We start from the raw sequence: 22578 nt of genomic DNA, 5'->3' as shown, positions 1-22578 counted from the left end.
GACTCCGGGGGTTGACCTCGGGCCCGGAACGGGATCAAAATGTTCTACAGAACAGAGTAATTCTCTGTTGTGCAGAGAATAGTTGAAGGTGGGAGCGGCAATGGAGAATCACCAACAGGTTCTGGACGACGTCCGGCAGGGCATGCTTCCGGCGCACATCTACAACGACAGCGCACTTTTCGAGCTCGAGAAGGAGCGGCTCTTCCGCCGCGCATGGATGTTCGTCGCCCACGAGTCCGAAATCCCGAACGACGGGGACTATGTCGTGCGGCGCCTGCTCAATGACTCGTTCATCATCGCCCGCGATTCGAAGGGCGATGTCAGGGCGATGTTCAACATGTGCCTGCATCGCGGCATGCAGGTGTGTCGCGCCGAGATGGGCAACGCCTCCAACTTCCGTTGCCCCTATCACGGCTGGTCCTATCGGAACGACGGCAGGATCATCGGTCTGCCGTTTCACAAGGAGGCATACGGCGGGGAGGAAGGCTTCCAGAAAAAGGGTCAAACTCTCTTGCCCGCGCCGAATCTCGCCAGCTACAACGGGCTCATCTTCATCAGCATGGACCCCGATGCGCCGCCCCTGGAGGAATTCCTCGGCGGTTTCAAGTTCTACCTCGACTACTACACCAAGCAGAGCAAAGCTGGTCTGGAGGTCTCGGGGCCGCAGCGGTGGCGCATCAAGGCGAACTGGAAGATCGGTGTGGAGAACTTCGCCGGCGACATGTATCACACGCCGCAGACCCACGCGTCGGTCGTAGAGATCGGCCTCTTCCGCGAACCCAAGGCCGAGAAGCGCAAGGACGGGGCCACCTACTGGGCCGACTGCGGAGGCGGCACCACCTACAAGCTCCCGCCGGGAAGCTTCGAGGAGCGGATGGCCTATGTGGGGTACCCCGCGGAGATGGTCAGCCGGATGAAAGAGGTCTGGACTCCGGACCAGCAGCGTGTGGTCGGGGAAGACGGCTTCATGATCTCGGCTGCATCGTGCTTTCCCAACATGAGCTTCGTACACAACTGGCCAAAGATCCAGAACAGCGACGAAGTGTTGCCGTTCATCTCGATTCGTACCTGGCAGCCGATCAGTGAGAACGAGACCGAGGTGTACTCGTGGTTCGCCGTCGACGCGGCGGCGCCGGAGCAGTACAAGAAGGACTCCTACAAGGCGTACCTCATGTGCTTCGGATCGACGGGCATGTTTGAGCAGGACGACGTGGAGAACTGGGTCTCATTGACCAATACTGCGGCCGGCAGCATGGCGCGCCGGCTGCTGCTCAACAGCCGGATGGGTCTGCTGGCAGACGGGGCTCCCGTCGTGGACGCGTTGTCCGAGGAGCAGTTTCACGGCCCCGGCACCGCGATCGTCGGCTACAACGAGAACAATCAGCGGGCATTGCTCCGGCTGTGGGCCGACCACCTCGAGCGTCCCGCCGTGGCGACGGAGACCACCGCGATCGGCACCCACCGTCCCGACGGCATCCCGCCACTCGTGCAAACCAACGGTGCCGGTTCTCCCGCCGATGCCGATCTCGAGGAGGTTCAAGCATGACGTCTGCGCCGTCGAACATCCGCCACGGCTTCCGTAGGGCAGATGACCACGCCACGTGGCAGCTGTCGCGCTTGGGCGATTACGCGCCACGGCAGGTGCGAACGGGTAAACCGTTGCCGTTCAACGACAGCCGGCACCTCCAAGCCCACCAGTTCCTGGTCGACGAGGCTTACCTGCTGGATGCCCAGCAGTACGACGAATGGTTGGATGGCCTCACCGAGGACATCTTGTACTTCATGCCCGTTCGTGTCACGACGGCACTGGGCGCCGGTTATGACACGGCTCCGGCGATGGCGCACTTCGACGAGAACAAGTATTCCCTGAGCCGCCGGGTCGAACGGTTCCGCACCGAACATGCCTGGACCGAGGATCCGCCGTCCCGGCTTCGTCATCACATCACCAATGTGCGTACCTTCGCTTCCGATGACGATGCGCACCTGATCGTCGAGTCCGCCGAACTGTTGTTCCGCAGTCGCGGTGATGTCAACGACGCCGCGCTCGTCTCGTGCGGCCGGGAAGATCTGCTGCGCTTCGAGGATGACCGGTGGAAGCTGGCCCGGCGGACCATCATGGTCGACGAGTCGGTGCTGCGGATGCAGAATCTGGCGGTGTTCCTGTGACCAGCTTCGAGCCTGGAGATCCCCAGACCCAGGGCACCGGCGAACTGGCTGCACTGCTGTCTACGGCCACCGACAATGTCATCGCGTTCGGCAACGAGTTCACCGAAGTGACTGTCCGCCTGGTGGATACCCGAAACGGATCGCGACTGCTCATCATGTCGCCGAAATCCGGACAGTGGATCACGCTGGACGCATTGGAGGTCGAGGCATTGACTTGGCAGAATCCGCGCACGTTGGCCGCCATGGTCGGAAACATGTACGGCCCGCTGCTACCGGACGACGGAGCAGACGCATGACGGGGTGGCTGGAAGGCAAGCGGGCCCTGGTGGTCGGCGCGGGCTCGGGAATCGGCCGGGCAGTTGTCGACGCGTTCCGTGCCGAAGGGGCCCGCGTCGCGGTTCTGGAACGGGACGCATCCAAATGCGCCGCGTTACAACGCGAGTTGCCAGATGTTCCTGTTGTCGAAGGTGATGCCACCACCGCCGAGGCAAACGACCGCGCGGTCGGCGCGGCGGTCGATGCCTTCGGTGGGCTCGACACCTTGGTCAACTGCGTCGGGATCTTCGATTTCTACAAGGGCATCACCGACATCGCGGTCGACGAGCTTCCGACAGCCTTCGACGAGATGTTCCGCACCAACGTGCTGAGCCACCTGCAGTCCGTACGAGCGGCGGTTCCGGCACTGAGGGCGCAGCAGGGCTCTTCCATCCTGCTCACCGAGTCTGCGTCGTCCTACTACGCAGGTCGGGGCGGCGTCTTGTACGTCGCGTCCAAGTTCGCGGTCCGTGGTCTGGTGACTACTCTCGCCTACGAACTGGCCCCGGAGATCCGCGTCAACGGGGTCGCGCCGGGCGGGACGCTGAACACCGATCTGCGTGGTCTTCGGAGTCTTTCTCTCGATGACATCCGATTGGACGACACACCCAACCGGGCGCGCGATCTTGCCGCCCGTACTCCGCTACACGTTGCGCTCACCGCCGAGGATCATGCGTTCAGCTTCGTCTTCCTGGCCTCTGACAGGGCGCGCGGAATAACTGCCGGAAGCGTGCATCCCGACGGCGGGTTCGGGATGGGCACAGCCAAACCTCCTCGTACCGAGTGAGCTGAAAGGACAACGACAATGGCCGTAGTCAAGGCGAATCTGAGTGCATGCCAAGGGTATGCGAACTGCGTCGTCGCAGCCGACGACTATTTCGACATCGATGACGACGGAGTGGTCGTCCTCCTCAAGGTCGATGTTCCCGAGTCCGAACGTGCACGGGTCGAAGAGGCAGCTCGCAGCTGCCCGGTGTCGGCACTCGAGGTCGTCGACTGATGGCCGAGACTGTAGTCATCGTCGGGAGCTCCAACGGTGGCGTGGCCTCCGCACAGGCACTGCGTCGGTCAGGCTATGCCGGACGGATCATCCTCCTCGGAGAAGAGACGGACTGGCCCTATGACAAGCCGCCGCTGTCGAAGGAATTCCTTGCCGGGACAGCAACGGCGGACGACATCTCACTGATCACCGAGGCTGAGGCCGACGAACTCGGGATCGAACTTCGACTCGGGTGCCGCGCGGCAAGCGCGGACTTGGCGCACAACGTGATCGAGCTCGAATCAGGTGAAAAGGTTGGATTCGACTACCTGATCATCGCCACCGGCGCACGGGCGCGCCCCTCGCCATGGGGTCGACCGGCCGGTGTGGAACTGCTGCGCAGCCTCGATGACTCTCAGCGGCTGCAGTCCGCACTCGAACGCGGCGGCAGCCTGGTCGTCATCGGCGGTGGGTTCATCGGCTCGGAAGTTGCGGCGACCGCCCGCTTGAGTGGGCTGGAAGTCACCATCGTCGACCCTCTGCCGACGCTCATGGACCGGGCGCTGGGCCCGGTCGTGGGGGACAGGTTCGTGGAACTGCATCAGCGCCACGGTGTCTCGATGTACCTCGGTACCGGCGTGCAGCAGCTGACGCGCGAAGACGGTCGGCTGAAGATCGAGCTCACCGACGGTGAGACTCTCAGCGCCGACTCGGTGGTTGTCGGCATCGGCGCGATCCCGAATGACGACTGGTTGGCCTCGTCGGGCTTGCTGGTGGACAACGGTGTGGTCTGTGACGAATACGGTCGGGCGGTGCAGCAGTCCAACGTGTTTGCCGTTGGAGATGTCGCCTGCTGGCACCACCCCCGCCACGGACAGCCATGCCGGGTCGAACACTGGACCAATGCCACCGATCAGGCAAACGTGGTCGCGCACAACATCGCTCACCCTGAAGAGCTCATGTCGCACGCTCCGGTCGAGTATGTCTGGAGCGACCAATACGATTGGAAGCTGCGGATCGCCGGTCAGACTGGGTCCGCGACCAAAGTCGAGCTGGTCGAAGCGGATCAGTCGGCAGGTCGCTTCGCGGCGTTGTACAGCGCCGACGGGTCGGCCCTCAGCGGTCTCGCGGTGGTCAATTGGCCCCGCGCGCTGGTTGCGGGCCGAAAGGCATTGCAAGGGGGCACCTCGTATGACGAGTTCAAGCAGACTCTGGAAGGACTTGCTGCCGGCCAGCCCAAGCCCGCCGAAGGCGCGAGGATATGACCAACGACGAATTGTCGGCGTTGCGCGTCCAGGTGGCCGAGGCCTGCCGCGTGGCGGCCAGCCGTGCCCTGGTCGATGGCATCCTCGGGCACATCAGCCTCCGCGTCGACGACGATCATCTGCTCATCCGATGCCGCAGCGACTCGGACACGGGTGTCGCGTTCACCCGGCCAGATGACGTACGCCTCATCCGTTTCGACGGAACTCCCGGTGCAGCAGGGGAGTTGGATGGCTACCGGGTTCCCAACGAGTTGCCGATCCATGTCGAGACATTGCTAGCACACCCTCAACACCGTGCGGTCGCACATCTGCATCCGCCGGCGGTCGTGGCTGCCGAACTGGCGGGTATCACGATCGAGCCGATATACGGTGCTTTCGATATACCGGGCGCCTGGTTGGCGCGCCGGGGCATCCCGGTGTACGAGCGGGCGGTGCTGATCCGCACTCCAGAGCTCGGTAGAGAAATGGTCGCAGCTATGGATGGGCAGCCGGTGGTGATCTGCCGTGGACACGGAATAACGAGCGCCGCAGCGACAGTGCGCCAAGCCGTGGTGCAAGCTATCAGCGTCGATCAACTGGCGCAGATGTCGCTCCGCGTCCGCGCAGCGGGAGGGACGCTCCGTCCCATCGATGACCGGGATTGGGACGACCTGCCCGACCTCGGCCCGAGCTTCACCGAGGACTCGGTGTGGCGGCACGAGGTGGCCCGTCTGTCTCCCGAAACGCGGTGACTCCAGCCGTTTGACTCATCGGTCGATACCCATGTGTCGAACGCGGTCCACCTAAAACAGCAGGAGGTTTTGGTGCCACCGATGCCGCTGCGCGGCGTTGGCCCCTAGATACAACTTTCGTAATGCGGCATCTACAGCCATGACGTGCTGTCGTTGGCCGCGCGTGCCGAATTAAACAAGCAGAAGCCTGGCGACGTTAGGGCGATGGGAGAGTAACGCGTTGAAGAAACTTGGTCGTATCGAGAGCATCGAGCTATGAGCCAGACGGTGCGCGGTGTGATTTCTCGGTCTAAAGGTCAGCCGGTCGAGTTGGTCGACATCGTGATTCCGGATCCGGGTCCTGGTGAGGTGGTGGTCGACATCATCGCGTGCGGGGTGTGTCATACCGATCTGACCTATCGTGAGGGTGGGATCAACGACGAGTACCCGTTCCTGTTGGGCCATGAGGCGGCCGGCACCGTCGAATCGGTCGGTGAGGGTGTCACCCATGTCGAGCCCGGTGATTTCGTGATCCTGAACTGGCGTGCGGTGTGTGGGGAGTGCCGGGCCTGCAAGCGGGGCCGCCCGCAGCTGTGCTTTGACACCCACAACGCCGGCCAGAAGATGACACTGACTGACGGCACCGAGCTGACCCCGGCGCTGGGGATCGGGGCGTTCGCCGACAAGACCTTGGTGCACGAAGGGCAGTGCACCAAGGTCGATTCGGCGGCCGATCCGGCGGTGGCCGGCCTGTTGGGCTGCGGGGTGATGGCCGGCATCGGGGCGGCGATCAACACCGGCGCGGTGAGCCGTGATGACACGGTCGCGGTGATCGGCTGCGGCGGGGTGGGTGATGCCGCGATCGCCGGTGCCGCCTTGGTCGGGGCCAAGAAGATCATCGCAGTCGACATGGATGACAAAAAGCTGTTATGGGCGAAGGATTTTGGAGCTACGCATATTGTCAATGCTGCTGACGTAGATCCGGTGGCGGCCATCCGCGACCTGACCGATGGGTTCGGGGCTGACCTGGTGATTGATGCGGTCGGGCGACCAGCGACATATGAGCAAGCGTTCTATGCCCGTGATCTGGCCGGCACCGTGGTGCTGGTCGGTGTGCCCACCCCAGAGATGCAGCTGCGGTTGCCCCTAGTGGACTTCTTCTCCCGCGGTGGATCGTTGAAGTCCTCCTGGTACGGCGACTGCCTGCCCGAACGCGACTTCGCCACCCTGATCTCCCTGTACCTGCAGGGCCGACTCCCACTGGAGAAGTTCGTCTCCGAACGCATCGGACTGGACGCGATCGAAGACGCGTTCCACAAGATGCATGCAGGTGAAGTCCTGCGGTCCGTGGTGGTGCTCAAGAAATGAGCAACATCGAGCGAGTCGTCACCAGCGGCACCTTCGAACTCGACGGCGGTTCCTGGGACGTCGACAACAACATCTGGGTCGTCGGCGACGACAAGGATGTCGTGGTGTTCGACGCCGCCCACACCGCCGCCCCCATCATCGAGGCCGTGGCTGGACGCAACGTCGTCGCGGTCATCTGCACCCACGGTCACAACGACCACATCACCGTCGCCCCCGAACTCGGCAAGGCGCTCGACGCCCCGGTGCTGCTGCATCCCGCCGACGAAATGCTGTGGCGAGTCGTCCACCCGAACAACGATTTCCACACCGTCGAGGACGGTCAGGTGCTGCAAGCCGGCGGCATCGAACTGCACGCCCTGCACACCCCCGGACATTCCCCCGGATCCGTCTGCTGGTCGATCCCCGAATTGAAGGCGGTAATTTCGGGCGACACCCTGTTCCAGGGCGGCCCCGGCGCTACCGGCCGGTCGTTCTCGGACTTCCCGACGATTCTGGACTCGATCTCCAAGCGGCTGGGGCTGTTGCCCGGTGAGACGGTGGTCTACACCGGCCACGGCGACACCACCACGATCGGTGACGAGATCGTGCATTACGACGAATGGGTCGCGCGCGGGTGTTAGGCCTGGTCACCGTGAGCCGATTCACAGCACCGCTGCGCGTGAGCACTCCCACGTACCGGGATTACATATCTCGGTAGCAACCTTCTGCAGAGCGGTTGGAACAATTGAGCTTTGAGGTGGCACGTGGTAGCTAATGCAACGCATCAGGTTTCAGTTCAGTCAGCTGTCCCGCGGTGGACCCCACGCGAGTCCGAATTGCTTGCTGTCACACTGCGGCTGCTGCGTCAGCATGGCTACGAGAGGCTCACCGTTGAGGCAGTGGCCACCGAGGCGAAGGCAAGCAAGTCAACCATGTATCGCCGATGGCCGTCCAAGGCGGAACTGGTGCTGGCGGCGTTTATTGAAGGTGTTCAACTTACGACGATTGCTCCTCACACCGGGTCTCTGCGAACTGATCTGCTGCAAATTGGCACCATGGTCTGTGAACAATCCAAACAACACGCCGCAACTCTGAGGGCAGTCCTAAATGAGTTGCCGCATATGCCTGCCCTGGAGGCCGCTCTTCGAGACAAATTCGTCCATCATCGCAAAGCGCTCATTTTCGAAGTGCTCGTTGGATCCGTCGATCGAGGGGAGATCGACGCGGAGGCGGTCAACGACGAGATCTGGGACGTCCTTTCCGGCTACTTAGGGTTTCGTGCCCTGGTGCCAGGTCGTCCCCCTACCATTGAGACTGTCCGCATGCTCGTCGACGAGGTCCTCATGCCTAGCTTGACCCGCCACCGATGACACAGCCAGAGTGGTTGCTACTTAACCAAGAACATGGCGGCCACTACACGCTCGTATCGATGGCCCGTCGATGGGCCATCCCGGCGAGGGGCAGCGCAGAAGTGTAGACATGTGGGAAGCGCGGGCCGATAATTCGGCGACCTTCTAGCGACGAAATCCCCGCGAAGGATCACGCGGCGGCATATTGAGAAATGTTGTGAACCAGTTTTCGGGCTGCAGGTTGCCGCCAAGCCCGAGGAATCGGTTACCAGAGTAATCGGGGTCCTCAATTCCGTCATGGGGTCCCTCGGAAAGAAATTCGAAGTCGTTGTCCTGGAAGAACACTTCGCGTAGAAGATCAAAGTTCCGATCTGCGGGATGGGCAGGGAGACGGTCTATATGTTCCGCAGCCAGATCCTCCACCGAAGCGCTTTTGGCCTCCTCAATCATCTTCCAGAGTGCGACCTCTTCTCCGACGCAGGTCGGAAGTGGCCATTCGCCGACCTCCAGGTCGTGGGCCAGATCGTCGTAACAGCGAGCAGCTTGCCGGCGCCACTGCGGCCCTTGACCGTGGGTGTTTGGAGGATAGCTTGAAAACAGGCCGGTATTGCCCTGGAGTTCTTGATTGCACTCGTCGTGTGCCTGCTCGCTTAGTCGTTGGGCCGCGATGTGAAGTAGGAAGGCGGTACGGGGAGTGAGTGCGATTAGTGACTGGTCCTGTTCTTCGCTCGGCTCGCGAGTCAAACCCTCCGATGGTCCAAGATCATCGAAGTCGTTGCAGTGCAGCGCTTCTCCAGCGTCTTTGTCGACTCCTGTTGTTGTTGCGTCAACTCTGATTCCAGAGTCTTGCAGAAGAGGTGACCGGCTAAGCTCACCAAAAACCTCAAACAGTGCTTCTTCGTACTCGGCGAGGGTTGCGACACCAGCAGCGGCAGGAAAAATAGTCGCCGTGTCCGAGTGAAGGTCGATCCCCTTACTCTCGAACCTATTGCGGAGACTTCTTGCTTTGGCAAACAGCCGCTCCGTGTCTTCGATAGTCAGTTCAACTTCAAGGGTCACTATGAACCCGGGCCGTTCGGGTTGCTCTCTCGTTGCCACGGGGTTGATTCTGTCAGGATCAGGGTTATCTGAGGCCAGGAATTCAGCCAGCTTCGATGAGTCGTCGAGCTTGCGGCCCCGGCCGATCTTGTTTGAACGTGCCAAACCGTCAGGCAGGAGCGGGAAGCCTTGGCGTGTGTGGCATCACTCCCAGTCGCGCATGGGGCTAGAGATGTAGTTCGTAGCTTGGGGGGAGTCAATGACAGCTCGCCGCAAGCATGCTCTGCTCAGCTCGCATCGAGATTGGGCCGAATCCGGCTTTGATCGCGCTGATGTTGGCGGCGGTCATGGTTAGGGCGCGGCACGAGCTGACAGGCGCTGGGCCGTCAACGAGCGACAGCAACGTTGCTAAAAGTGTGTAAGCGTTGACTTTATTGAGGGCAACGGCGGCGCGGTGTGACGTAGGTAGCTCGGCGAGCGGCCAGGCTAGCCACGGGCGCAGACCCCACGCTCGAAGGTGCGGATCACGGTGGGGACGGCCTTGTGTCGGGGCATCCGGCCGTTCTGGACGTCCCGATAGGCTGCGTTGATCAGACCGTAGAGGGCATGCTCAATCCACCGTGAGCTGACGCCGGGGTCGAACACGCCTGCGGTTTGGCCGCGCTGGATCAGACTGGAGAGCCGGCGGGCGGTGGACAGCGATTCCCGCGCCGTGTCGCGCGTGCGTCCAGGTTCGCCGAACAGAAACGACATCCGGTGTCCCACCGGAATCAGCGCAGTGATCACACGACGCATCGCCGTGATTGCGCACCCGTCCTCGGGTGCGGCCGCGGCCACAGCAGCAGCGACCACCACGACCGAATCGGCAATAGTGGCTGTGACCAAGGTTTCCCGGTCGGGAAAGTAGCGGTGCACGGTGGTGCGACCGACCCCGGCGGCCTGGGCGATCTGGGACAGGGTGGCGGTGTGGTTATCGGCCAACAGTTCGGCAGCGGCCTCGATGATCGCCGAGCAGGTGCGGGTTTGCGACCCCGAAAGCCGACCTGGTCCCCTTCTCACGGGGCGGCCCTACCTGACAAAGAGGCCGGGAAGGTGCTGCCAAATACGTTGCGCCCACGCAACGATCGGCATGCGGCACAAGCCAGTGCGCACATGTGTCTGGAATGCTCCCTTTCCGCCGGTCCCGGCATGTCATGGCGGTTCGGGCGTGATCGCGGTGCCGGGTGAATCGAACTGTTGTCGAGAAGCGATGCCATCGCAGCACGGCAGGCCCATGGCGCTGCACATCTTTTCCGTGCACCGCATCGACATCGTTAACGTTCCCCGGGCCGCGCCCAGCTGCCGTCATCGAGAAGCCGTTGGCAGGGTAGGGCCGTGGATCCAACGACGCCGGCATGCACCCGATTCAGATCTTGCGTAGTTCGAACAGCGGCAAGATCCGCGAGGTATGCTCTTGGTACTGGGCGAAGGGCGGCATCACGGTCGTGATGTGCCGCCACGCCGCCTCCCGCTCAGGCCCTGCCAACTCGCGGGCCTCGACGGCAAATGCCTGATCGCCGATCTCCACACGTGCCCGCGGGTGTGCGCGCAGATTGTGTACCCAAGCCGGATTGATGTCTGCCCCTGCGTAGGAACCGACGACAACAATCTTGCCGACGATGTCGAAGCGCCCCAGCGGGGTGACCCGGTCCTTTCCGGTCTTGGCCCCGGTGGTGTGCAACAGGACCAAGTTGGCGCCGTGCCAGGGGCCACCGACTTTTCCTCCGTTGGCGCGGAATTCGGCGATGACCTCGGGGTTGAAGGAGGTGTCGGGCAGATCTGGCACAGTCATGCCTCCTTGCGCGCGCTGAGCAACACGCCGGGCATCATCACGCGACCGGAGCTATCGCGCGTGACGTCGACTGCCGGGCCTTGACCGCCGGCGAGGGCGGTGTCATTGGCGTAGAGAGTGGCCGGCCTGACACTGTCGACTGTCCACAGGGTGGCGACGGTGTCGCGCAGCTCGTCGGCGGTGAATCCGTTGGGGCCGGGATGATCGTCACCGAATGCTTGTTTGGCGAACGCGAGGATGAACAGGGCTGCTCCGGGGGCGGCGGCACGGTGGATGCAGCGCACATAATCCTGTCGTCGCTGCACCGGCAGGGCATGAAGCAGCCCGCTGTCCATGACGCTGTTGAACCGGCCGTCGTATCCGCCGAAGTCGGTGATGTCGGCTTGAGCGAACGTCGCCGAGGTCAATCCTTGTTCGGCCGCTGCAGCGGTGGCTGCGGCGATAGCAGTGGCACTTCCGTCGAGTCCGACCACCCGATAGCCCTGGGCGGCCAACGCAAGCGACAGCGCGGCATGGCCGCAACCGGGGTCAAGGACCTCGCTACGGACCTTGCCTTGCTCGATGAGCGCCGCCAGTTCAGGCTGCGGTGCACCGATGCTCCACGGGGGTGGCGCGCTCTGCTGGTAGGTGCTGTCCCAGTCAATCGGCGGCTGTGTCATGTGTGTGCACTCCTTGATCGAGCCGGGCGCCCGGGCGTGCTGCTCGAACGCTTTCACCCACAGTGCCCAAAATCGCACCGGCTGTCTACTTTTGCTGGTGGTCGACCGTCAGTCCGCGGGGGACTGCGCCGCGTCGATGCGCGTGGCCACGACGGCCCAGACCGGCCAGTGAAGGACGTTGTTGTCGAGAAGGGGGCCGATGATGTTGAGACGATCCAAGACGGGCTTCATCCGTTCGCCGTACTGCCCGTCCTGGTTGGTGGCCATGTGCGCGAATGCCTCGGTGTTGAAATGGTGCTGGAAGGTAGTCGTTCCCAGGTGGTCGATGCGCCATCCTGCCGGCGCCAGCACGCGTTCGAAGTTTTCAGCAGTGAGCCCTTCCCCGGGGATGCCGTTGAGGTTGTATTGCCCGAACTCGAACATGAACAGTCGCGCTCCGGGCTTGGTCACGCGATGCAACGCAGCAGCATAGGACGATTGGGCTGGTTCGTCGTCGGCGAAGACGTGGTACACGGCACTGTCCACGACCGTGTCGTATTCGTTGTCCTTCAACCCGTCGAGTGTCGTGACGTCGGCCACCAGGAAGTCGACATCCACCCCGGCGCGTTGCGCATTGAGCTTTGCCCGCTCGATGGCGGCCGGTGAACTGTCGACGCCGGTTACCTGATATCCCTTACTGGCGTAGAGGATCGCGTTGTGGCCTGGGCCGGTGCCCGGGTCCAGTACCTTGCCGTGGACCGCACCGTAGGCCACGAGTAGCTGCACCGCGGGTTGGGGTCCACCGATGTCCCAGGGGGTCAGTGGTGGCAATCCATTCACCGTCTGCCCGTCGCGGTAAAGGTCGTCGAAGCCGCTCCAGTTCGCAGTGTTCTCAGGCACGTATCAATCTCCTTTGAGGTCAGTTATCTGTTGGTGCAGCGGCTATTTCGATTCCGATGCGATTGTCGATGCCACCGTCGAGCCTGGTGAACAACACGTACCACCACCCGCCCAGACGGTATTGGCGCCGTTTCGCCTCATACACCCGTTGAGTCGCTGAGCGGTCGAGCAACGTAGCGATTGCAGGCACACCCTCGCCACGGCATCGCCCCCGACGGTCGCAGACGGCGACCTGCGCATGCGCGTCGTGACGGAGGCGCCTCACCTTCCACGAGTCGCGGCCGGTGAATACGAGCAACGTCTCGCCCGTGATGACGCCGCGGATCGGGGTGGGCTTGGGCCGCCCGTCGCGCGTGAAGGTAGTCAGCAGAACATATTTGGAGCGCACAACTTCGGCGAACGTTGGGGCGGCCATGGTTATCCGGACCCACCATTCGGCGTGTTTGCACCCTGCATCATGTGTCCCCCGGCGACTTGGTGGCTTATCCGCGATGGTGACGGAACGTCGATGAAAGTATACGCCCGTTTCTTTTTGTGACGGTGGGGCTCACGTGGCCGGCGATGGTGGACACCGGGCCGGCGGCGAACGAGCGCTTCATACATCTGTACATGCCACCGTCGCGGTGCTGTTGGAAACGCGCATAGTCCGGCCGACTTCTGACGGCCATCGTGACACCCATCACAAAGTCTCGATCGCGACGTATGCGGCAGGGAAGGAAAGCGGATGGGCATCGCAGCCGAAGGCTCGCATGAACTGAAGAAGGGCCTCAAACAGCGGCACTTGACCATGCTCTCGTTGGGCGGTGTCATCGGTGCCGGCCTGTTCGTCGGATCAAGCGCGACGATTCACGACGCCGGACCCCTGGCATTCATCACTTACGCCCTGACCGGGCTGATCGTTCTGCTTGTCATGCGGATGCTCGGCGAAATGGCCGCGGCGCGGCCGTCGACCGGATCGTTCACCGACTACGCCCGGATGGCGTGGGGACCGTGGGCAGGTTTCTCGACAGGCTGGCTGTACTGGTACTTCTGGGTCATCGTCGTCGGCTTCGAAGCGGTCGCCGGCGGGCAGATCATCCATGACTGGATTCCCGCTATTCCGGTATGGGTCATCGCACTCGCGTTGATGGTGGTCATGACGCTGGTCAACCTGATGTCTGTTGGTGCGTTCGGCGAAGCCGAGTACTGGTTCGCGAGTATCAAGGTGGTCGCGATCGTCGCCTTCATCGTCGTCAGCTCGCTGTTCGTCCTCGGGCTGTGGCCCGGCGCATCGGCGGACTTCTCGAATCTCACCAGTCACGGGGGACTACTGCCCCACGGTTTGGCCACCCTGTTCGTCGGTGTCGTGGTGGTGATCTTCTCGATGACGGGAGTCGAAGTGGTCACGGTGGCCGCGGCCGAATCGAAGGAACCCGCCCGTGCCATCCGCAAGGCGGTCAACTCGGTGGTCTTTCGCATCCTGTTCTTCTTCGTGATCTCGACGTTCCTGATCGCCGTGATCGTCCCCTGGGACTCCGTCGTCCCCGGCGAATCCCCGTTTGTGGCCGCGCTCAACCGAATCGGAATTCCCGGCGCCGGCAACCTGCTCAACCTGGTGATCCTGGTGGCGGTGCTCTCGGTCCTGAACTCGGGTCTGTACACGTCGTCGCGTCTGCTGTTCGTCATGGGAGGCCGCGGGGACGCGCCCAAGTGGATGTCGGCCACCAACAAGCGCGGGGTACCGGTCAAGGGCATCCTGTCCTGCACCGTCGTCGGCTACGGGTGCGTGGTGTTGGCTGCCCTGTGGCCCGACACCGTCTTCATGTTTCTGATCAACGCGTCCGGTGCGGTATTCCTATTCGTCTACCTCATGATCTGCGTTTCGGAGCTGCGCCTGCGCAGGGTCTGGGAGCGGGAATGCCCCGAGATCCTGCAGTTCCGGATGTGGCTCTACCCGGTCCTGCCGATCCTGGTCACCGCGGCCATCGTCGCCGTCCTGGTGAGCATGGGCCTGAGGCCGGACCACCGCATCGAACTCTTCCAGGGGCTGGCGGTGTGGACGGTGCTGACCGTCGTATACGTCGTGGTCCGGCGGCGACGCGATGCCGCCGCACTCCGCGCGGCGGACACCAGTGCCCTGTCGACCGCAGAACCCGCAGAAACCGGCGACGATCTCCGCGTCGAGCGCGCCATGCATTGACGCGGACGTGCCCCTCCGGTCAGGTGCCGAGGTCGTCGAGCGGCAGCTTCGCCCGCTCGGCGGCCTTGAGTGCCAACCAGAAGCGGGCAGCACCTTCGGTGGTTGTCGGTTTCAGGCCAGTGAGCTGCTCAACCTTCTTGAGTCGGTAGACCAGCGTTTGCCGATGCACGTTCAACGCATCGGCGCTTGCCTGCCACACCCCGTCATTACGCAGGAATTCACGCACCGACTCGACGAGGCCACCGTCGTTCGCGCGGTCGTAATCGATCAACGGACCAAGCGTGCTGCGCACTAGGCGGCGGATGTCTTCGATGCTCGACGGCAGGAAGTCGCTACCGTCGTGTTCGCCATAACTGGCCACTGCTGTGTGTCGTTCGTGTGCTTGCGCAACGGCTAGTTGTGCTTGCCGCAGCGCCTCGGCGACATGTGAATTCACCGAGAGTGGTGTACTCAGACCCACTGCGCAGGTAGGCGCCAACTTCACGGCAGTCTGCCTGAGAACCTCGGGGTCGTGGGGTACGAGTCCGATAAGGGTCGCGCCGCGCAGCATCAACAGCGGCGCATAGTCCTGCAGGCAGATCTGTCGGTGAATTGTGGTGTGGTCCAGCAGGTTTCCGTCGGGCGTGCTCCAACAGGCCATCACGGCACCGTCGCTCATGCCTCGGTGGCGTAGCTCGGGCCAGACCGCTGGCAGCGTGATGCTTTCGTCGAGCAGACCCGCCAACAGATCCTGCCCGGAGGCCCGGAGCCAGTCTTTCTCGGCGGCGGCGTGTTCCAACTCCAGGGCGATCAGGCCACCGATATGTTGCAGCAGGGCACGGTCATTGACCGAAGTGCGGTCAACGGCAGCCACGAGAACAACCTCACCTGTGCCTGGGATGGCAACGTGTACTGACTCTGCGGGCGCCGTGGCATCGGCCCTCACCGCGTCGGCGCGACGACCCGCTGCGATGACCTCGCCGGCCAACTGGTCCCGAACTTCCAATGCCCATCCCGTGGCGATTTCAAGGGCAGATAACCGTTCGCCGAATGTGCCTCGTTCATGAAGGGACTGCCAGTAGACGTCATAGAGCCTTTTGATCGATTCGACGCGCTGGCGTTCGGATTCGATCGCACTCTCGATGACGGTGCGGGCCAGCTCGACGAAATGCAGATCGAAGCTTGCCGTCAATACGGGAAAGCCTTTGCTCTCCGCAACTTTGAGCATCCCGTCGGTCACCGCGGGCGCGGTCGGACTGGAGGCGACAACCAGCGCGCTGACCTTGCTGTCGATCAACTGCGCCATCCACTGGCGCTGGTCGGGCTCCCTAGCAGGCATTCCGGCGCCGGTGGTCATCACCAGGTCGCCGTTGTCGAACCAGTTCCAGGGATCGGCGAGATCACATGCGTGAGCCCAGGTGACCAGGCGTGAGCCGCCGCGCTCGCCGGCTAGGTAGCGCAGACCCAGCGACGGCACGGCGACAAGCTGATCGACCGAGATCACGCGATCACCTCCTCATACAAAAGTACAACGAGACTGCGGAACTCTGTCGGCATCGCGTATGTCCGGGGTCACATTGTCTGGCCAGACTTGGCGTCGAACCGCAGTACAGCGCATGGAGGCAGAAACATGGTGGCCAGAGACGTCGACCGAGCAGCACTCAACGTCGCTTCCGGAGTCCCGTTGTGGCGGGAGGGCCGCACCCAGCTCACCCGACCGGCTCTGCAGGGCGACATCACCGCAGACGTCGCCATCGTCGGCGCCGGGTTCACCGGCTTATGGACCGCCTACTACCTGATGAAATCCGATCCGTCGCTGCGCGTTGTCATCCTGGAGCGCGACTACGCCGGATTCGGGGCGTCGGGCCGCAACGGCGGTTGGGCCTCCGCGATTTTCCCGGTGTCGCTGGCTCACGTCGCCAAGATCTACGACCACCCGGCGGCACTGCGACTGCAAGCTGCCATGAACGCCACCGTCGTTGAAATCGGTGACGTCGTGGACGCTGAGTCGATCGATTGTGACTACGCGCGTGAGGGTTTCGTGTCCCTGGCGCGCAACGAGGCTCAACTCGCCCGCGCCCGAGCCACCGTCGCCGGATCCGAGGCCTTCGGCACCAGCGGACAGTGGAGCCTCCTGGACCCCGCTGAAGCGCGGCAGCGGATCAACGCCACCGACGTTCGCGGTGCCCTCTACACCGAACACTGCGCCCTGCTTCAACCCGACAAGCTGGTTCGCGGGCTAGCGACAGCAGTGGAAAAACTCGGCGTGACGATCTACGAGAACACCACTGTCGAGAACATCGACGCCGGCGTGGTCCGCACCCAGCGCGGCACCGTCAGGGCCGAAACCGCGGTACGCGCAACCGAGGCCTTCACCCCGCAGTTCGCGGCCTACCGCCGCAACGTCGCACCGCTGTACTCACTGGTCGTGGCCACTGCGCCGATACCCCAGGCGCTGCGTGAACAGCTGGCGCTGACCTCACGCACTGCGTTCAACGACATGCGCAATCTGCGCATCTACGCCCATCCCACCGCCGACGGCCGGCTGGTGTTCGGCGGGCGTGGCGCCCCCTACCACTTCGGCTCCAAGGTCGAACCCCGCTTCGACGTCAACGCCAATATCCACGACAAGATCATCACCACGATGCACGAAATGTTCCCGCAGCTGCGGGACGTGCCAGTCACCCACCGCTGGGGCGGGCCGCTCGGGGTGCCGCGCGACTGGTTCCCCTCGGTGGGATACGACCGCACCAACAAGTTGGCCTGGGCCGGACCATATGTCGGCGACGGAGTGGCCACCAGCAACCTCGCGGGACGCATCGTACGCAACCTGCTACTTGACACCCCCGACGAACTCGACCAGCTTCCGGTGGTCAACCACCGCTCCAAGAAATGGGAAGTCGAACCTTTCCGATGGCTCGGTGTCAACGCCGGCCTACAGGCAGCCGCGGCAGCCGACGTGGAAGAGAAGCTGACCGGCAAGCCCTCCAGAGTATCGGCGCTGCTCGAAAACCTCACTGGCGCCCACTAATCCGTCACACCACACAGATTGTCACAGGAGAACCATATGCCTACCCTCACCCACCTGCAGAATGTCGCCAATCTCACCGACCTTGAGCCGGCAGGCCAACGACCCGGTGCTGACAGCGGCGACCCGCAACTCAAAACACTCACCGTTCCCTCGGGCACCGACGCCAACGTCGGTGTCTGGGAATGCGAGCCCGGCGGTTGGGCCGTCATCAACAGGCCCAACACCGAAACCTGCTACATCGTCGCAGGCAAGGCAAAGATCACCGACGATGAAACGGGCAGCGTCGTCGAAATCTCCGCCGGAGACTTCCTCACGCTGCCTCCCGGCTGGAGCGGCCGCTGGGACGTCACCGAAACCGTCCGCAAGGTCTACGCCATCTTCTAGAACGCCAAAACCGTTCACACCGAAAGGAACCCACCATGAATACGGTTGCGCATTGGCTCAACAACGCACCGTTCGAAGGCACCTCGACCGCTACCGCCCCGGTGACCAATCCGGCGACGGGCGCGGTCACCGGTGAGGTCGCATTGGCCAGTGTGGATGACGCACGCGCGGTGATCGACGCCGCGGTGGCCGCGTTCCCGGCCTGGCGCGACACGTCGCTGGCCAAGCGCACCTCGGTGCTGTTCGCCTTCCGTGAGCTGCTCAACTCCCGCAAGGACGAGCTGGCCGCACTCATCACCGCCGAGCACGGCAAGGTGCTCTCCGATGCCCTCGGCGAGGTGAGCCGGGGCCTGGAGGTCGTCGAATTCGCCTGTGGCATCCCGAGTCTGCTCAAGGGCGGGTTCACCGAGAACGCCTCCACCAACGTCGACGTGCACTCCGTACTGCAGCCGCTGGGGCCGGTCGGCATCATCTCGCCGTTCAACTTCCCGGCCATGGTGCCGATGTGGTTCTTCCCGATCGCCATCGCCGCGGGTAACACCGTGGTGCTCAAGCCCTCGGAGAAGGATCCGTCGTCGTCGCTGTGGATGGCCCGGCTGTGGGCCGAGGCCGGCCTCCCCGAGGGCGTGTTCAACGTGCTGCAGGGTGACAAGACCGCGGTCGACGAGCTGCTGACCAACCCCAAGATCAAGGCGATCTCCTTCGTCGGCTCCACCCCGATCGCGCAGTACGTCTACGCCACCGGCACCGCGGCCGGCAAGCGCGTGCAGGCGCTGGGCGGGGCCAAGAACCACGCGGTGATCCTGCCCGACGCCGATCTGGACCTGGCTGCCGATGCCATGGTCAACGCCGGTTTCGGTTCGGCCGGTGAGCGCTGCATGGCCATCTCGGCCGCCGTCGCCGTCGGCCCGATCGCCGACGATCTGGTGGCCAAGATCGCCGAGCGCGCCGCCACCATCAAAACCGGTGACGGAACCAAGGATTCGGATATGGGTCCGCTGGTCACCAAGGTCCACCGCGACAAGGTGGCCTCCTACATCGATGCAGGCGAGGCCGACGGGGCCAAGGTCGTGCTCGACGGTCGGACCGTCATCGCCAACGGCGGAGCCGACGGCTTCTGGCTGGGCCCGACCCTGCTCGACAACGTCACCCCGGAGATGAGCGTCTACACCGACGAGATCTTCGGCCCGGTGCTGTCGGTGCTGCGGGTCGAGTCCTACGACGAGGCTCTTGAGTTGATCAGCAACAACCCGTACGGCAACGGCACGGCGATCTTCACCAACGACGGTGGCGCCGCGCGGCGTTTCCAGAACGAGGTCGAGGTCGGCATGGTCGGCATCAACGTGCCGATCCCGGTTCCGATGGCCTACTTCAGCTTTGGCGGTTGGAAGGCGTCGCTGTTCGGCGACAGCCATGCGCACGGCGCAGAGGGCGTGCACTTCTTCACCCGCACCAAGGCCATCACCACCCGCTGGCTGGACCCCAGCCACGGTGGTATCAACCTCGGCTTCCCACAGAACGGCTAGGAGGAAGAATGCCGCTCGTCCACATCCATGTCATTGAGCAGCGCCGCAGTCAAACCGAGCTGCGCAGGTTGGCTGATGTTGTGCAGCAGGTGATGCTCGACCACTTCGCCGCGCCTGAACGTGACAGGTATCAGCTCATCACAGAGCACAAGGCCGGTCATATCATCGCCGAAGATACCGGCCTCGGATTCGTCAGGACGGACGACATCTGCTTAGTTCAGATCTTTCAGCAGGGGCGGACACTCGGTCACAAACAGGCTGCATACCGGGCATTGGCTGAGCGGCTCAAGGTCGAAACAGGCTTGCAGCCGTCGGACCTGATCATCTCGGTTGTCGAGAATAGCCGTGAAGACTGGTCTTTCGGCAACGGTATCGCCCAGTTCGTCGAGGGTCGTCTGTAAGCGCCGAAGGGCAAGGGGCGCAGGATTCGTGGGACAACCGTCTCGTTTTCGGATCCGCCATTTGGATGGCAAAAAGTGTCCGCCAAATCCGTGGCAATGCTGGGAAAGATGCAGGTAGGGGAGGCGCCGTCCGCCATCCAGAATGGCAACCTACACTTCTTCTTCTTCTTCTTCTTCTTGTCGGTTGCCATTTGAGATGGCGCGACTTGGCGCATGCGCCATCTCAAATGGCAAAACGGGGGCCTCGTCGTGGTGTCGGTTGCAACTTTGTAAGGCGGGTTCTCACAACACTGACGAAGCAACGACGTCGGCCTCCAGGCCGGTCGCGCGCAGCGCCTGCTCGATCACTGCAGATAGTTCTGAACGCCAATACCGGGCGGCTGGCAGCGGCCTACGATTCGGTGGTGGCAATCGTTCGAAATTCGGCGACCCGGATTCTGGCACCCTACGAGAGCGCTTACCCTGCAGTTCTGTCCGCGATGCAAGCGGTCGGGATCGAGGTGCCAACGCCGGCCAACCCGATCGTTGGTGAATCCAAACGCTCGCTTCGGAAGAACCGCTGGGCCGCAACGGTGACTGCGGCCGTGCGTCCAGAGACAGACGCAACCACCGTGATCGACTGGTCTGTGGACATGTTCGGCGACAAACACCACAACGTACTTGCCGAGATCCTGGAGGCAACCACCATCCCGATCGACGACCTGGGCGTCGGTGAGGCCCTGAACCGTCTAGGCAAGGTGGGCCGCTTCTTCGGTCACCTCGAAGCGGGTGCCCTCGCCAACTACGTTCACCTCGATGAACGCGTCGTTGAGCTCGCTCAGGGCATCTACGGGGATCGCCAGGGAATGCTGGTCCTGACTACGCAGCGTTTGTTCTTCTTCGACAGGAGCCTGCTGGGCGCGAAAGTTGAGGAGTTCGACTTCTCGTCCATCGGGTCGGTGGGCTTTTCGAAAAGATTGGGCGGCGAGGCGATCGATATCTCTATTTCGGGACGCTCTGCTCAGATCAGGCAGGTCGCGCACGGTCGAGCCGAGACGTTCACCGCGGCATTCCGCGCCATACGATCCGGCGCACCGACCACGAACACGCAGTCAGCCCCAGCATCAACACCAGATCTGGCTGGTCAGATCCGCAAGCTTGCCGAGCTGCGCGATGCCGGGATTCTCACTGACGAGGAGTTCGTCGAGAAGAAGGCCGAACTCCTCGCACGCATGTGATCAAGTGGCTCCCGTGTCTGCGCACACCACGGCGCCCCGGGTGCTTGCCCGGCGGTTCAGCTGGTGCCCACCAATCACCAATCCGGGACAAGCGAGAGCCGACATGAGGGCGGCAAGGCTACGACTCGGCGCACATAAAGTTGGTGCCTGCCGCGGAACTGAAGGCGCCTCGCACATATGCATCGGCTTCGCTCGCGCTGATGTGGTAGCGCGCGATCAATTTGTTGGCGATGGTTAAGTCGTCTGTCTCACCGGAGTTGACCATCGCGCAGGCGTCGCGTCGGGCGCTGAGTGAGCGATCGTTTCCAGGATCGGGAATGTACGTTCCGCCTACGCCTGGGCAACCAGACTGGTCGTAGTTTTCCCCATCGCCGCAGTGCGGGTTCGGCATGGCATTCGCAGCCGGCGCAGCGATGGTGAAGCCCGCCATCAGCAGGCCTGTCACGATCGAGGTGGCAGCGCCTAAACCGCTGCTCAATCTGATCTGTCGCACAGGGACACCGTATCGTCCGTCGAGCGTATCGACCGCCGAATGAGCGCCCAGACTTCGCGCGCAAGGCGGGTCCACGATCCCGTTTTAGGATCCGCCATCTTGATGGCAGAACGCATCCGCCAAATCCGTGGCAAAGCGGGGAAACCTGCAGTTCAGGGCGTCGCCGTCCGCCATCGAAAATGGCAACCTACACCTCTTCTTTTTACGAACGTTTGACGAACGCAGCAGGGCTCACTAGGGGTCCGAGGGAAGTTGGTAGTTCTGCACCGCCTTGATCACTCGGCCGGCCAGTTCGGAGACAAAAGCGGTGTTGATCGGCTGGTGGGTGAGTGCGCTGCGGAAGTGGATAGGTGCGATGAGCAGTTCGATCACCTGCCGGGCATCGACGTCACCCGGAAGTTCGCCACGCGTGACCGCGCGCGTGATCATCGGCAAGATCATCTGATAGCGCTGCTCCCAGAACGCTTCTCGTGCGGCCGCCAGCTCCTCGGAATCGCTGACAGCAGACAGCGCCCGCACCAGGCCGCGCCCCAGCGGAGTATCGAGGTAGTCACCCAGTGCGGTGCCGAAGGCGGTGAGATCCGTGTGCAGCGATCCGGTGTCGGGGATGGGCAATTCCCTCGCGCTGGAGGCGAGTAGGGCATCAAGGACCAGATTTTCCCGGGTTCCCCAGCGCCGGTAGATGGAGCTGTCGCGAACGCCGGCGCGCCGGCTCACGTCGGGAATGCTGACTTTGTCGGCACCGTGCTCGCTTACCGCCTCGATTACCGCTTGGTGGACAGCCTGTTTCACGCGGGCAGCTCGGCCGCCCGGCCGCGCTCGTGACGATG

25 protein-coding genes are annotated in these 22578 nt (G+C 63.1%); 16 read left to right on the top strand and 9 right to left on the bottom strand.

Annotated elements, in window-relative coordinates; all coding sequences use genetic code 11:
- Window positions 1-100 precede the first annotated feature (100 nt).
- The 10 genes from E0T84_RS16100 (at window position 101) to E0T84_RS16055 (ending at window position 8152) form a co-directional block, all read left to right on the top strand.
- Window positions 101-1546 carry a Rieske 2Fe-2S domain-containing protein gene (locus tag E0T84_RS16100; protein ID WP_138744907.1) on the top strand — a complete coding sequence of 482 codons (1446 nt, stop codon included), beginning with the start codon at window positions 101-103 and terminating at the stop codon, window positions 1544-1546.
- Complete coding sequence (locus E0T84_RS16095) at window positions 1543-2166, top strand: 3-phenylpropionate/cinnamic acid dioxygenase subunit beta (RefSeq protein WP_138744906.1); 624 nt, start codon at window positions 1543-1545, stop codon at window positions 2164-2166. The genes E0T84_RS16100 and E0T84_RS16095 overlap by 4 nt, the downstream gene beginning before the upstream one ends.
- Window positions 2167-2222: 56 nt before the next feature.
- The gene (locus E0T84_RS16090; protein WP_171055052.1) at window positions 2223-2462 is read left to right on the top strand and encodes a dihydrodiol dehydrogenase; all 240 of its coding nucleotides are present in this window, start codon (window positions 2223-2225) and stop codon (window positions 2460-2462) included.
- On the top strand, window positions 2459-3268 hold the full coding sequence (gene hcaB, locus E0T84_RS16085; protein ID WP_138744904.1) for a 3-(cis-5,6-dihydroxycyclohexa-1,3-dien-1-yl)propanoate dehydrogenase: 810 nt from the start codon (window positions 2459-2461) through the stop codon (window positions 3266-3268). Before E0T84_RS16090 ends, hcaB begins: the two co-directional genes overlap by 4 nt.
- A gap of 18 nt (window positions 3269-3286) precedes the next feature.
- Entirely contained in the window at window positions 3287-3481 is a 195-nt protein-coding gene (locus E0T84_RS16080; protein WP_138744903.1) for a ferredoxin, read from the top strand.
- The gene (locus tag E0T84_RS16075; RefSeq protein ID WP_138744902.1) at window positions 3481-4725 is read left to right on the top strand and encodes an NAD(P)/FAD-dependent oxidoreductase; all 1245 of its coding nucleotides are present in this window, start codon (window positions 3481-3483) and stop codon (window positions 4723-4725) included. The genes E0T84_RS16080 and E0T84_RS16075 overlap by 1 nt, the downstream gene beginning before the upstream one ends.
- On the top strand, window positions 4722-5456 hold the full coding sequence (locus E0T84_RS16070; RefSeq protein WP_138744901.1) for a class II aldolase/adducin family protein: 735 nt from the start codon (window positions 4722-4724) through the stop codon (window positions 5454-5456). Before E0T84_RS16075 ends, E0T84_RS16070 begins: the two co-directional genes overlap by 4 nt.
- Window positions 5457-5711: 255 nt before the next feature.
- Entirely contained in the window at window positions 5712-6803 is a 1092-nt protein-coding gene (locus E0T84_RS16065; protein WP_138744900.1) for an S-(hydroxymethyl)mycothiol dehydrogenase, read from the top strand.
- The gene (locus tag E0T84_RS16060) at window positions 6800-7423 is read left to right on the top strand and encodes an MBL fold metallo-hydrolase (protein WP_138744899.1); all 624 of its coding nucleotides are present in this window, start codon (window positions 6800-6802) and stop codon (window positions 7421-7423) included. The genes E0T84_RS16065 and E0T84_RS16060 overlap by 4 nt, the downstream gene beginning before the upstream one ends.
- Before the next feature lie 123 nt (window positions 7424-7546).
- Window positions 7547-8152, top strand: a complete 606-nt coding sequence (locus E0T84_RS16055) for a TetR/AcrR family transcriptional regulator (RefSeq protein ID WP_138744898.1) — start codon at window positions 7547-7549, stop codon at window positions 8150-8152.
- Window positions 8153-8296: 144 nt separating this feature from the next.
- Here E0T84_RS16055 and E0T84_RS16050 read toward each other — a convergent pair whose 3' ends face one another.
- From E0T84_RS16050 to E0T84_RS32740, 6 genes are all read right to left on the bottom strand, one after another.
- Entirely contained in the window at window positions 8297-9334 is a 1038-nt protein-coding gene (locus E0T84_RS16050) for a hypothetical protein (RefSeq protein WP_138744897.1), read from the bottom strand.
- 321 nt (window positions 9335-9655) lie between these two features.
- The gene (locus E0T84_RS16045) at window positions 9656-10228 is read right to left on the bottom strand and encodes a TetR/AcrR family transcriptional regulator (protein WP_138744896.1); all 573 of its coding nucleotides are present in this window, start codon (window positions 10226-10228) and stop codon (window positions 9656-9658) included.
- A gap of 346 nt (window positions 10229-10574) precedes the next feature.
- The gene (locus tag E0T84_RS16040; protein ID WP_138744895.1) at window positions 10575-11000 is read right to left on the bottom strand and encodes a nitroreductase family deazaflavin-dependent oxidoreductase; all 426 of its coding nucleotides are present in this window, start codon (window positions 10998-11000) and stop codon (window positions 10575-10577) included.
- Window positions 10997-11659 (bottom strand): class I SAM-dependent methyltransferase, encoded by a 663-nt coding sequence (locus E0T84_RS16035; protein ID WP_138744894.1) that lies wholly within the window; start codon window positions 11657-11659, stop codon window positions 10997-10999. Before E0T84_RS16035 ends, E0T84_RS16040 begins: the two co-directional genes overlap by 4 nt.
- 108 nt (window positions 11660-11767) lie before the next feature.
- Window positions 11768-12538, bottom strand: coding sequence for a class I SAM-dependent methyltransferase (locus tag E0T84_RS16030; RefSeq protein ID WP_138744893.1), 771 nt, complete (start codon window positions 12536-12538; stop codon window positions 11768-11770).
- 19 nt (window positions 12539-12557) lie between these two features.
- Window positions 12558-12953 (bottom strand): PPOX class F420-dependent oxidoreductase, encoded by a 396-nt coding sequence (locus E0T84_RS32740; RefSeq protein ID WP_138744892.1) that lies wholly within the window; start codon window positions 12951-12953, stop codon window positions 12558-12560.
- A gap of 309 nt (window positions 12954-13262) precedes the next feature.
- Between E0T84_RS32740 and E0T84_RS16020 the strand changes: the two genes are divergently transcribed.
- Window positions 13263-14717, top strand: coding sequence for an amino acid permease (locus E0T84_RS16020; RefSeq protein WP_138744891.1), 1455 nt, complete (start codon window positions 13263-13265; stop codon window positions 14715-14717).
- A gap of 19 nt (window positions 14718-14736) precedes the next feature.
- Here the strand turns inward: E0T84_RS16020 and E0T84_RS16015 are convergent, their stop codons facing one another.
- Window positions 14737-16200, bottom strand: a complete 1464-nt coding sequence (locus E0T84_RS16015) for a PucR family transcriptional regulator (protein ID WP_138744890.1) — start codon at window positions 16198-16200, stop codon at window positions 14737-14739.
- A 126-nt stretch (window positions 16201-16326) separates the two neighbouring features.
- Here E0T84_RS16015 and E0T84_RS16010 point away from each other — a divergent pair, with 126 nt between their 5' ends.
- From E0T84_RS16010 to E0T84_RS32325, 5 genes are all read left to right on the top strand, one after another.
- Window positions 16327-17727: an FAD-binding oxidoreductase gene (locus tag E0T84_RS16010; RefSeq protein ID WP_138744889.1), complete on the top strand. Its 1401-nt coding sequence runs from the start codon at window positions 16327-16329 to the stop codon at window positions 17725-17727.
- 36 nt (window positions 17728-17763) lie between these two features.
- The gene (locus tag E0T84_RS16005) at window positions 17764-18111 is read left to right on the top strand and encodes a cupin domain-containing protein (protein ID WP_069426662.1); all 348 of its coding nucleotides are present in this window, start codon (window positions 17764-17766) and stop codon (window positions 18109-18111) included.
- A 35-nt stretch (window positions 18112-18146) separates the two neighbouring features.
- Window positions 18147-19637, top strand: a complete 1491-nt coding sequence (locus tag E0T84_RS16000) for a CoA-acylating methylmalonate-semialdehyde dehydrogenase (protein WP_138744888.1) — start codon at window positions 18147-18149, stop codon at window positions 19635-19637.
- 8 nt (window positions 19638-19645) lie between these two features.
- Window positions 19646-20038: a tautomerase family protein gene (locus tag E0T84_RS15995; RefSeq protein WP_138744887.1), complete on the top strand. Its 393-nt coding sequence runs from the start codon at window positions 19646-19648 to the stop codon at window positions 20036-20038.
- A gap of 401 nt (window positions 20039-20439) precedes the next feature.
- Entirely contained in the window at window positions 20440-21255 is an 816-nt protein-coding gene (locus E0T84_RS32325) for a PH domain-containing protein (protein WP_171055047.1), read from the top strand.
- Window positions 21256-21373: 118 nt separating this feature from the next.
- Here E0T84_RS32325 and E0T84_RS15985 read toward each other — a convergent pair whose 3' ends face one another.
- The gene (locus tag E0T84_RS15985; protein ID WP_138744886.1) at window positions 21374-21748 is read right to left on the bottom strand and encodes a hypothetical protein; all 375 of its coding nucleotides are present in this window, start codon (window positions 21746-21748) and stop codon (window positions 21374-21376) included.
- A 234-nt stretch (window positions 21749-21982) separates the two neighbouring features.
- Complete coding sequence (locus tag E0T84_RS15980) at window positions 21983-22540, bottom strand: TetR/AcrR family transcriptional regulator (RefSeq protein WP_138744885.1); 558 nt, start codon at window positions 22538-22540, stop codon at window positions 21983-21985.
- Window positions 22541-22578 lie beyond the last annotated feature (38 nt).

Origin of the sequence: Mycobacterium sp. DBP42 (assembly GCF_005924235.1) — a bacterium.
Lineage (GTDB): Bacteria > Actinomycetota > Actinomycetes > Mycobacteriales > Mycobacteriaceae > Mycobacterium > Mycobacterium syngnathidarum.
This window is presented reverse-complemented; position numbering and strand designations above follow the sequence as displayed.

Coding starts and splice junctions, on each gene's coding strand:
- E0T84_RS16010 (WP_138744889.1), top strand. CDS start 16,327: ATGGTGGCCAGAGACGTCGACCGAGCAGCACTCAACGTCGCTTCCGGA.
- E0T84_RS16100 (WP_138744907.1), top strand. CDS start 101: ATGGAGAATCACCAACAGGTTCTGGACGACGTCCGGCAGGGCATGCTT.
- E0T84_RS16000 (WP_138744888.1), top strand. CDS start 18,147: ATGAATACGGTTGCGCATTGGCTCAACAACGCACCGTTCGAAGGCACC.
- E0T84_RS15995 (WP_138744887.1), top strand. CDS start 19,646: ATGCCGCTCGTCCACATCCATGTCATTGAGCAGCGCCGCAGTCAAACC.
- E0T84_RS16060 (WP_138744899.1), top strand. CDS start 6,800: ATGAGCAACATCGAGCGAGTCGTCACCAGCGGCACCTTCGAACTCGAC.
- hcaB (WP_138744904.1), top strand. CDS start 2,459: ATGACGGGGTGGCTGGAAGGCAAGCGGGCCCTGGTGGTCGGCGCGGGC.
- E0T84_RS16035 (WP_138744894.1), bottom strand. CDS start 11,659: ATGACACAGCCGCCGATTGACTGGGACAGCACCTACCAGCAGAGCGCG.
- E0T84_RS32740 (WP_138744892.1), bottom strand. CDS start 12,953: ATGGCCGCCCCAACGTTCGCCGAAGTTGTGCGCTCCAAATATGTTCTG.
- E0T84_RS16040 (WP_138744895.1), bottom strand. CDS start 11,000: ATGACTGTGCCAGATCTGCCCGACACCTCCTTCAACCCCGAGGTCATC.
- E0T84_RS16080 (WP_138744903.1), top strand. CDS start 3,287: ATGGCCGTAGTCAAGGCGAATCTGAGTGCATGCCAAGGGTATGCGAAC.
- E0T84_RS16020 (WP_138744891.1), top strand. CDS start 13,263: ATGGGCATCGCAGCCGAAGGCTCGCATGAACTGAAGAAGGGCCTCAAA.
- E0T84_RS16095 (WP_138744906.1), top strand. CDS start 1,543: ATGACGTCTGCGCCGTCGAACATCCGCCACGGCTTCCGTAGGGCAGAT.
- E0T84_RS16075 (WP_138744902.1), top strand. CDS start 3,481: ATGGCCGAGACTGTAGTCATCGTCGGGAGCTCCAACGGTGGCGTGGCC.
- E0T84_RS16065 (WP_138744900.1), top strand. CDS start 5,712: ATGAGCCAGACGGTGCGCGGTGTGATTTCTCGGTCTAAAGGTCAGCCG.
- E0T84_RS16070 (WP_138744901.1), top strand. CDS start 4,722: ATGACCAACGACGAATTGTCGGCGTTGCGCGTCCAGGTGGCCGAGGCC.
- E0T84_RS16005 (WP_069426662.1), top strand. CDS start 17,764: ATGCCTACCCTCACCCACCTGCAGAATGTCGCCAATCTCACCGACCTT.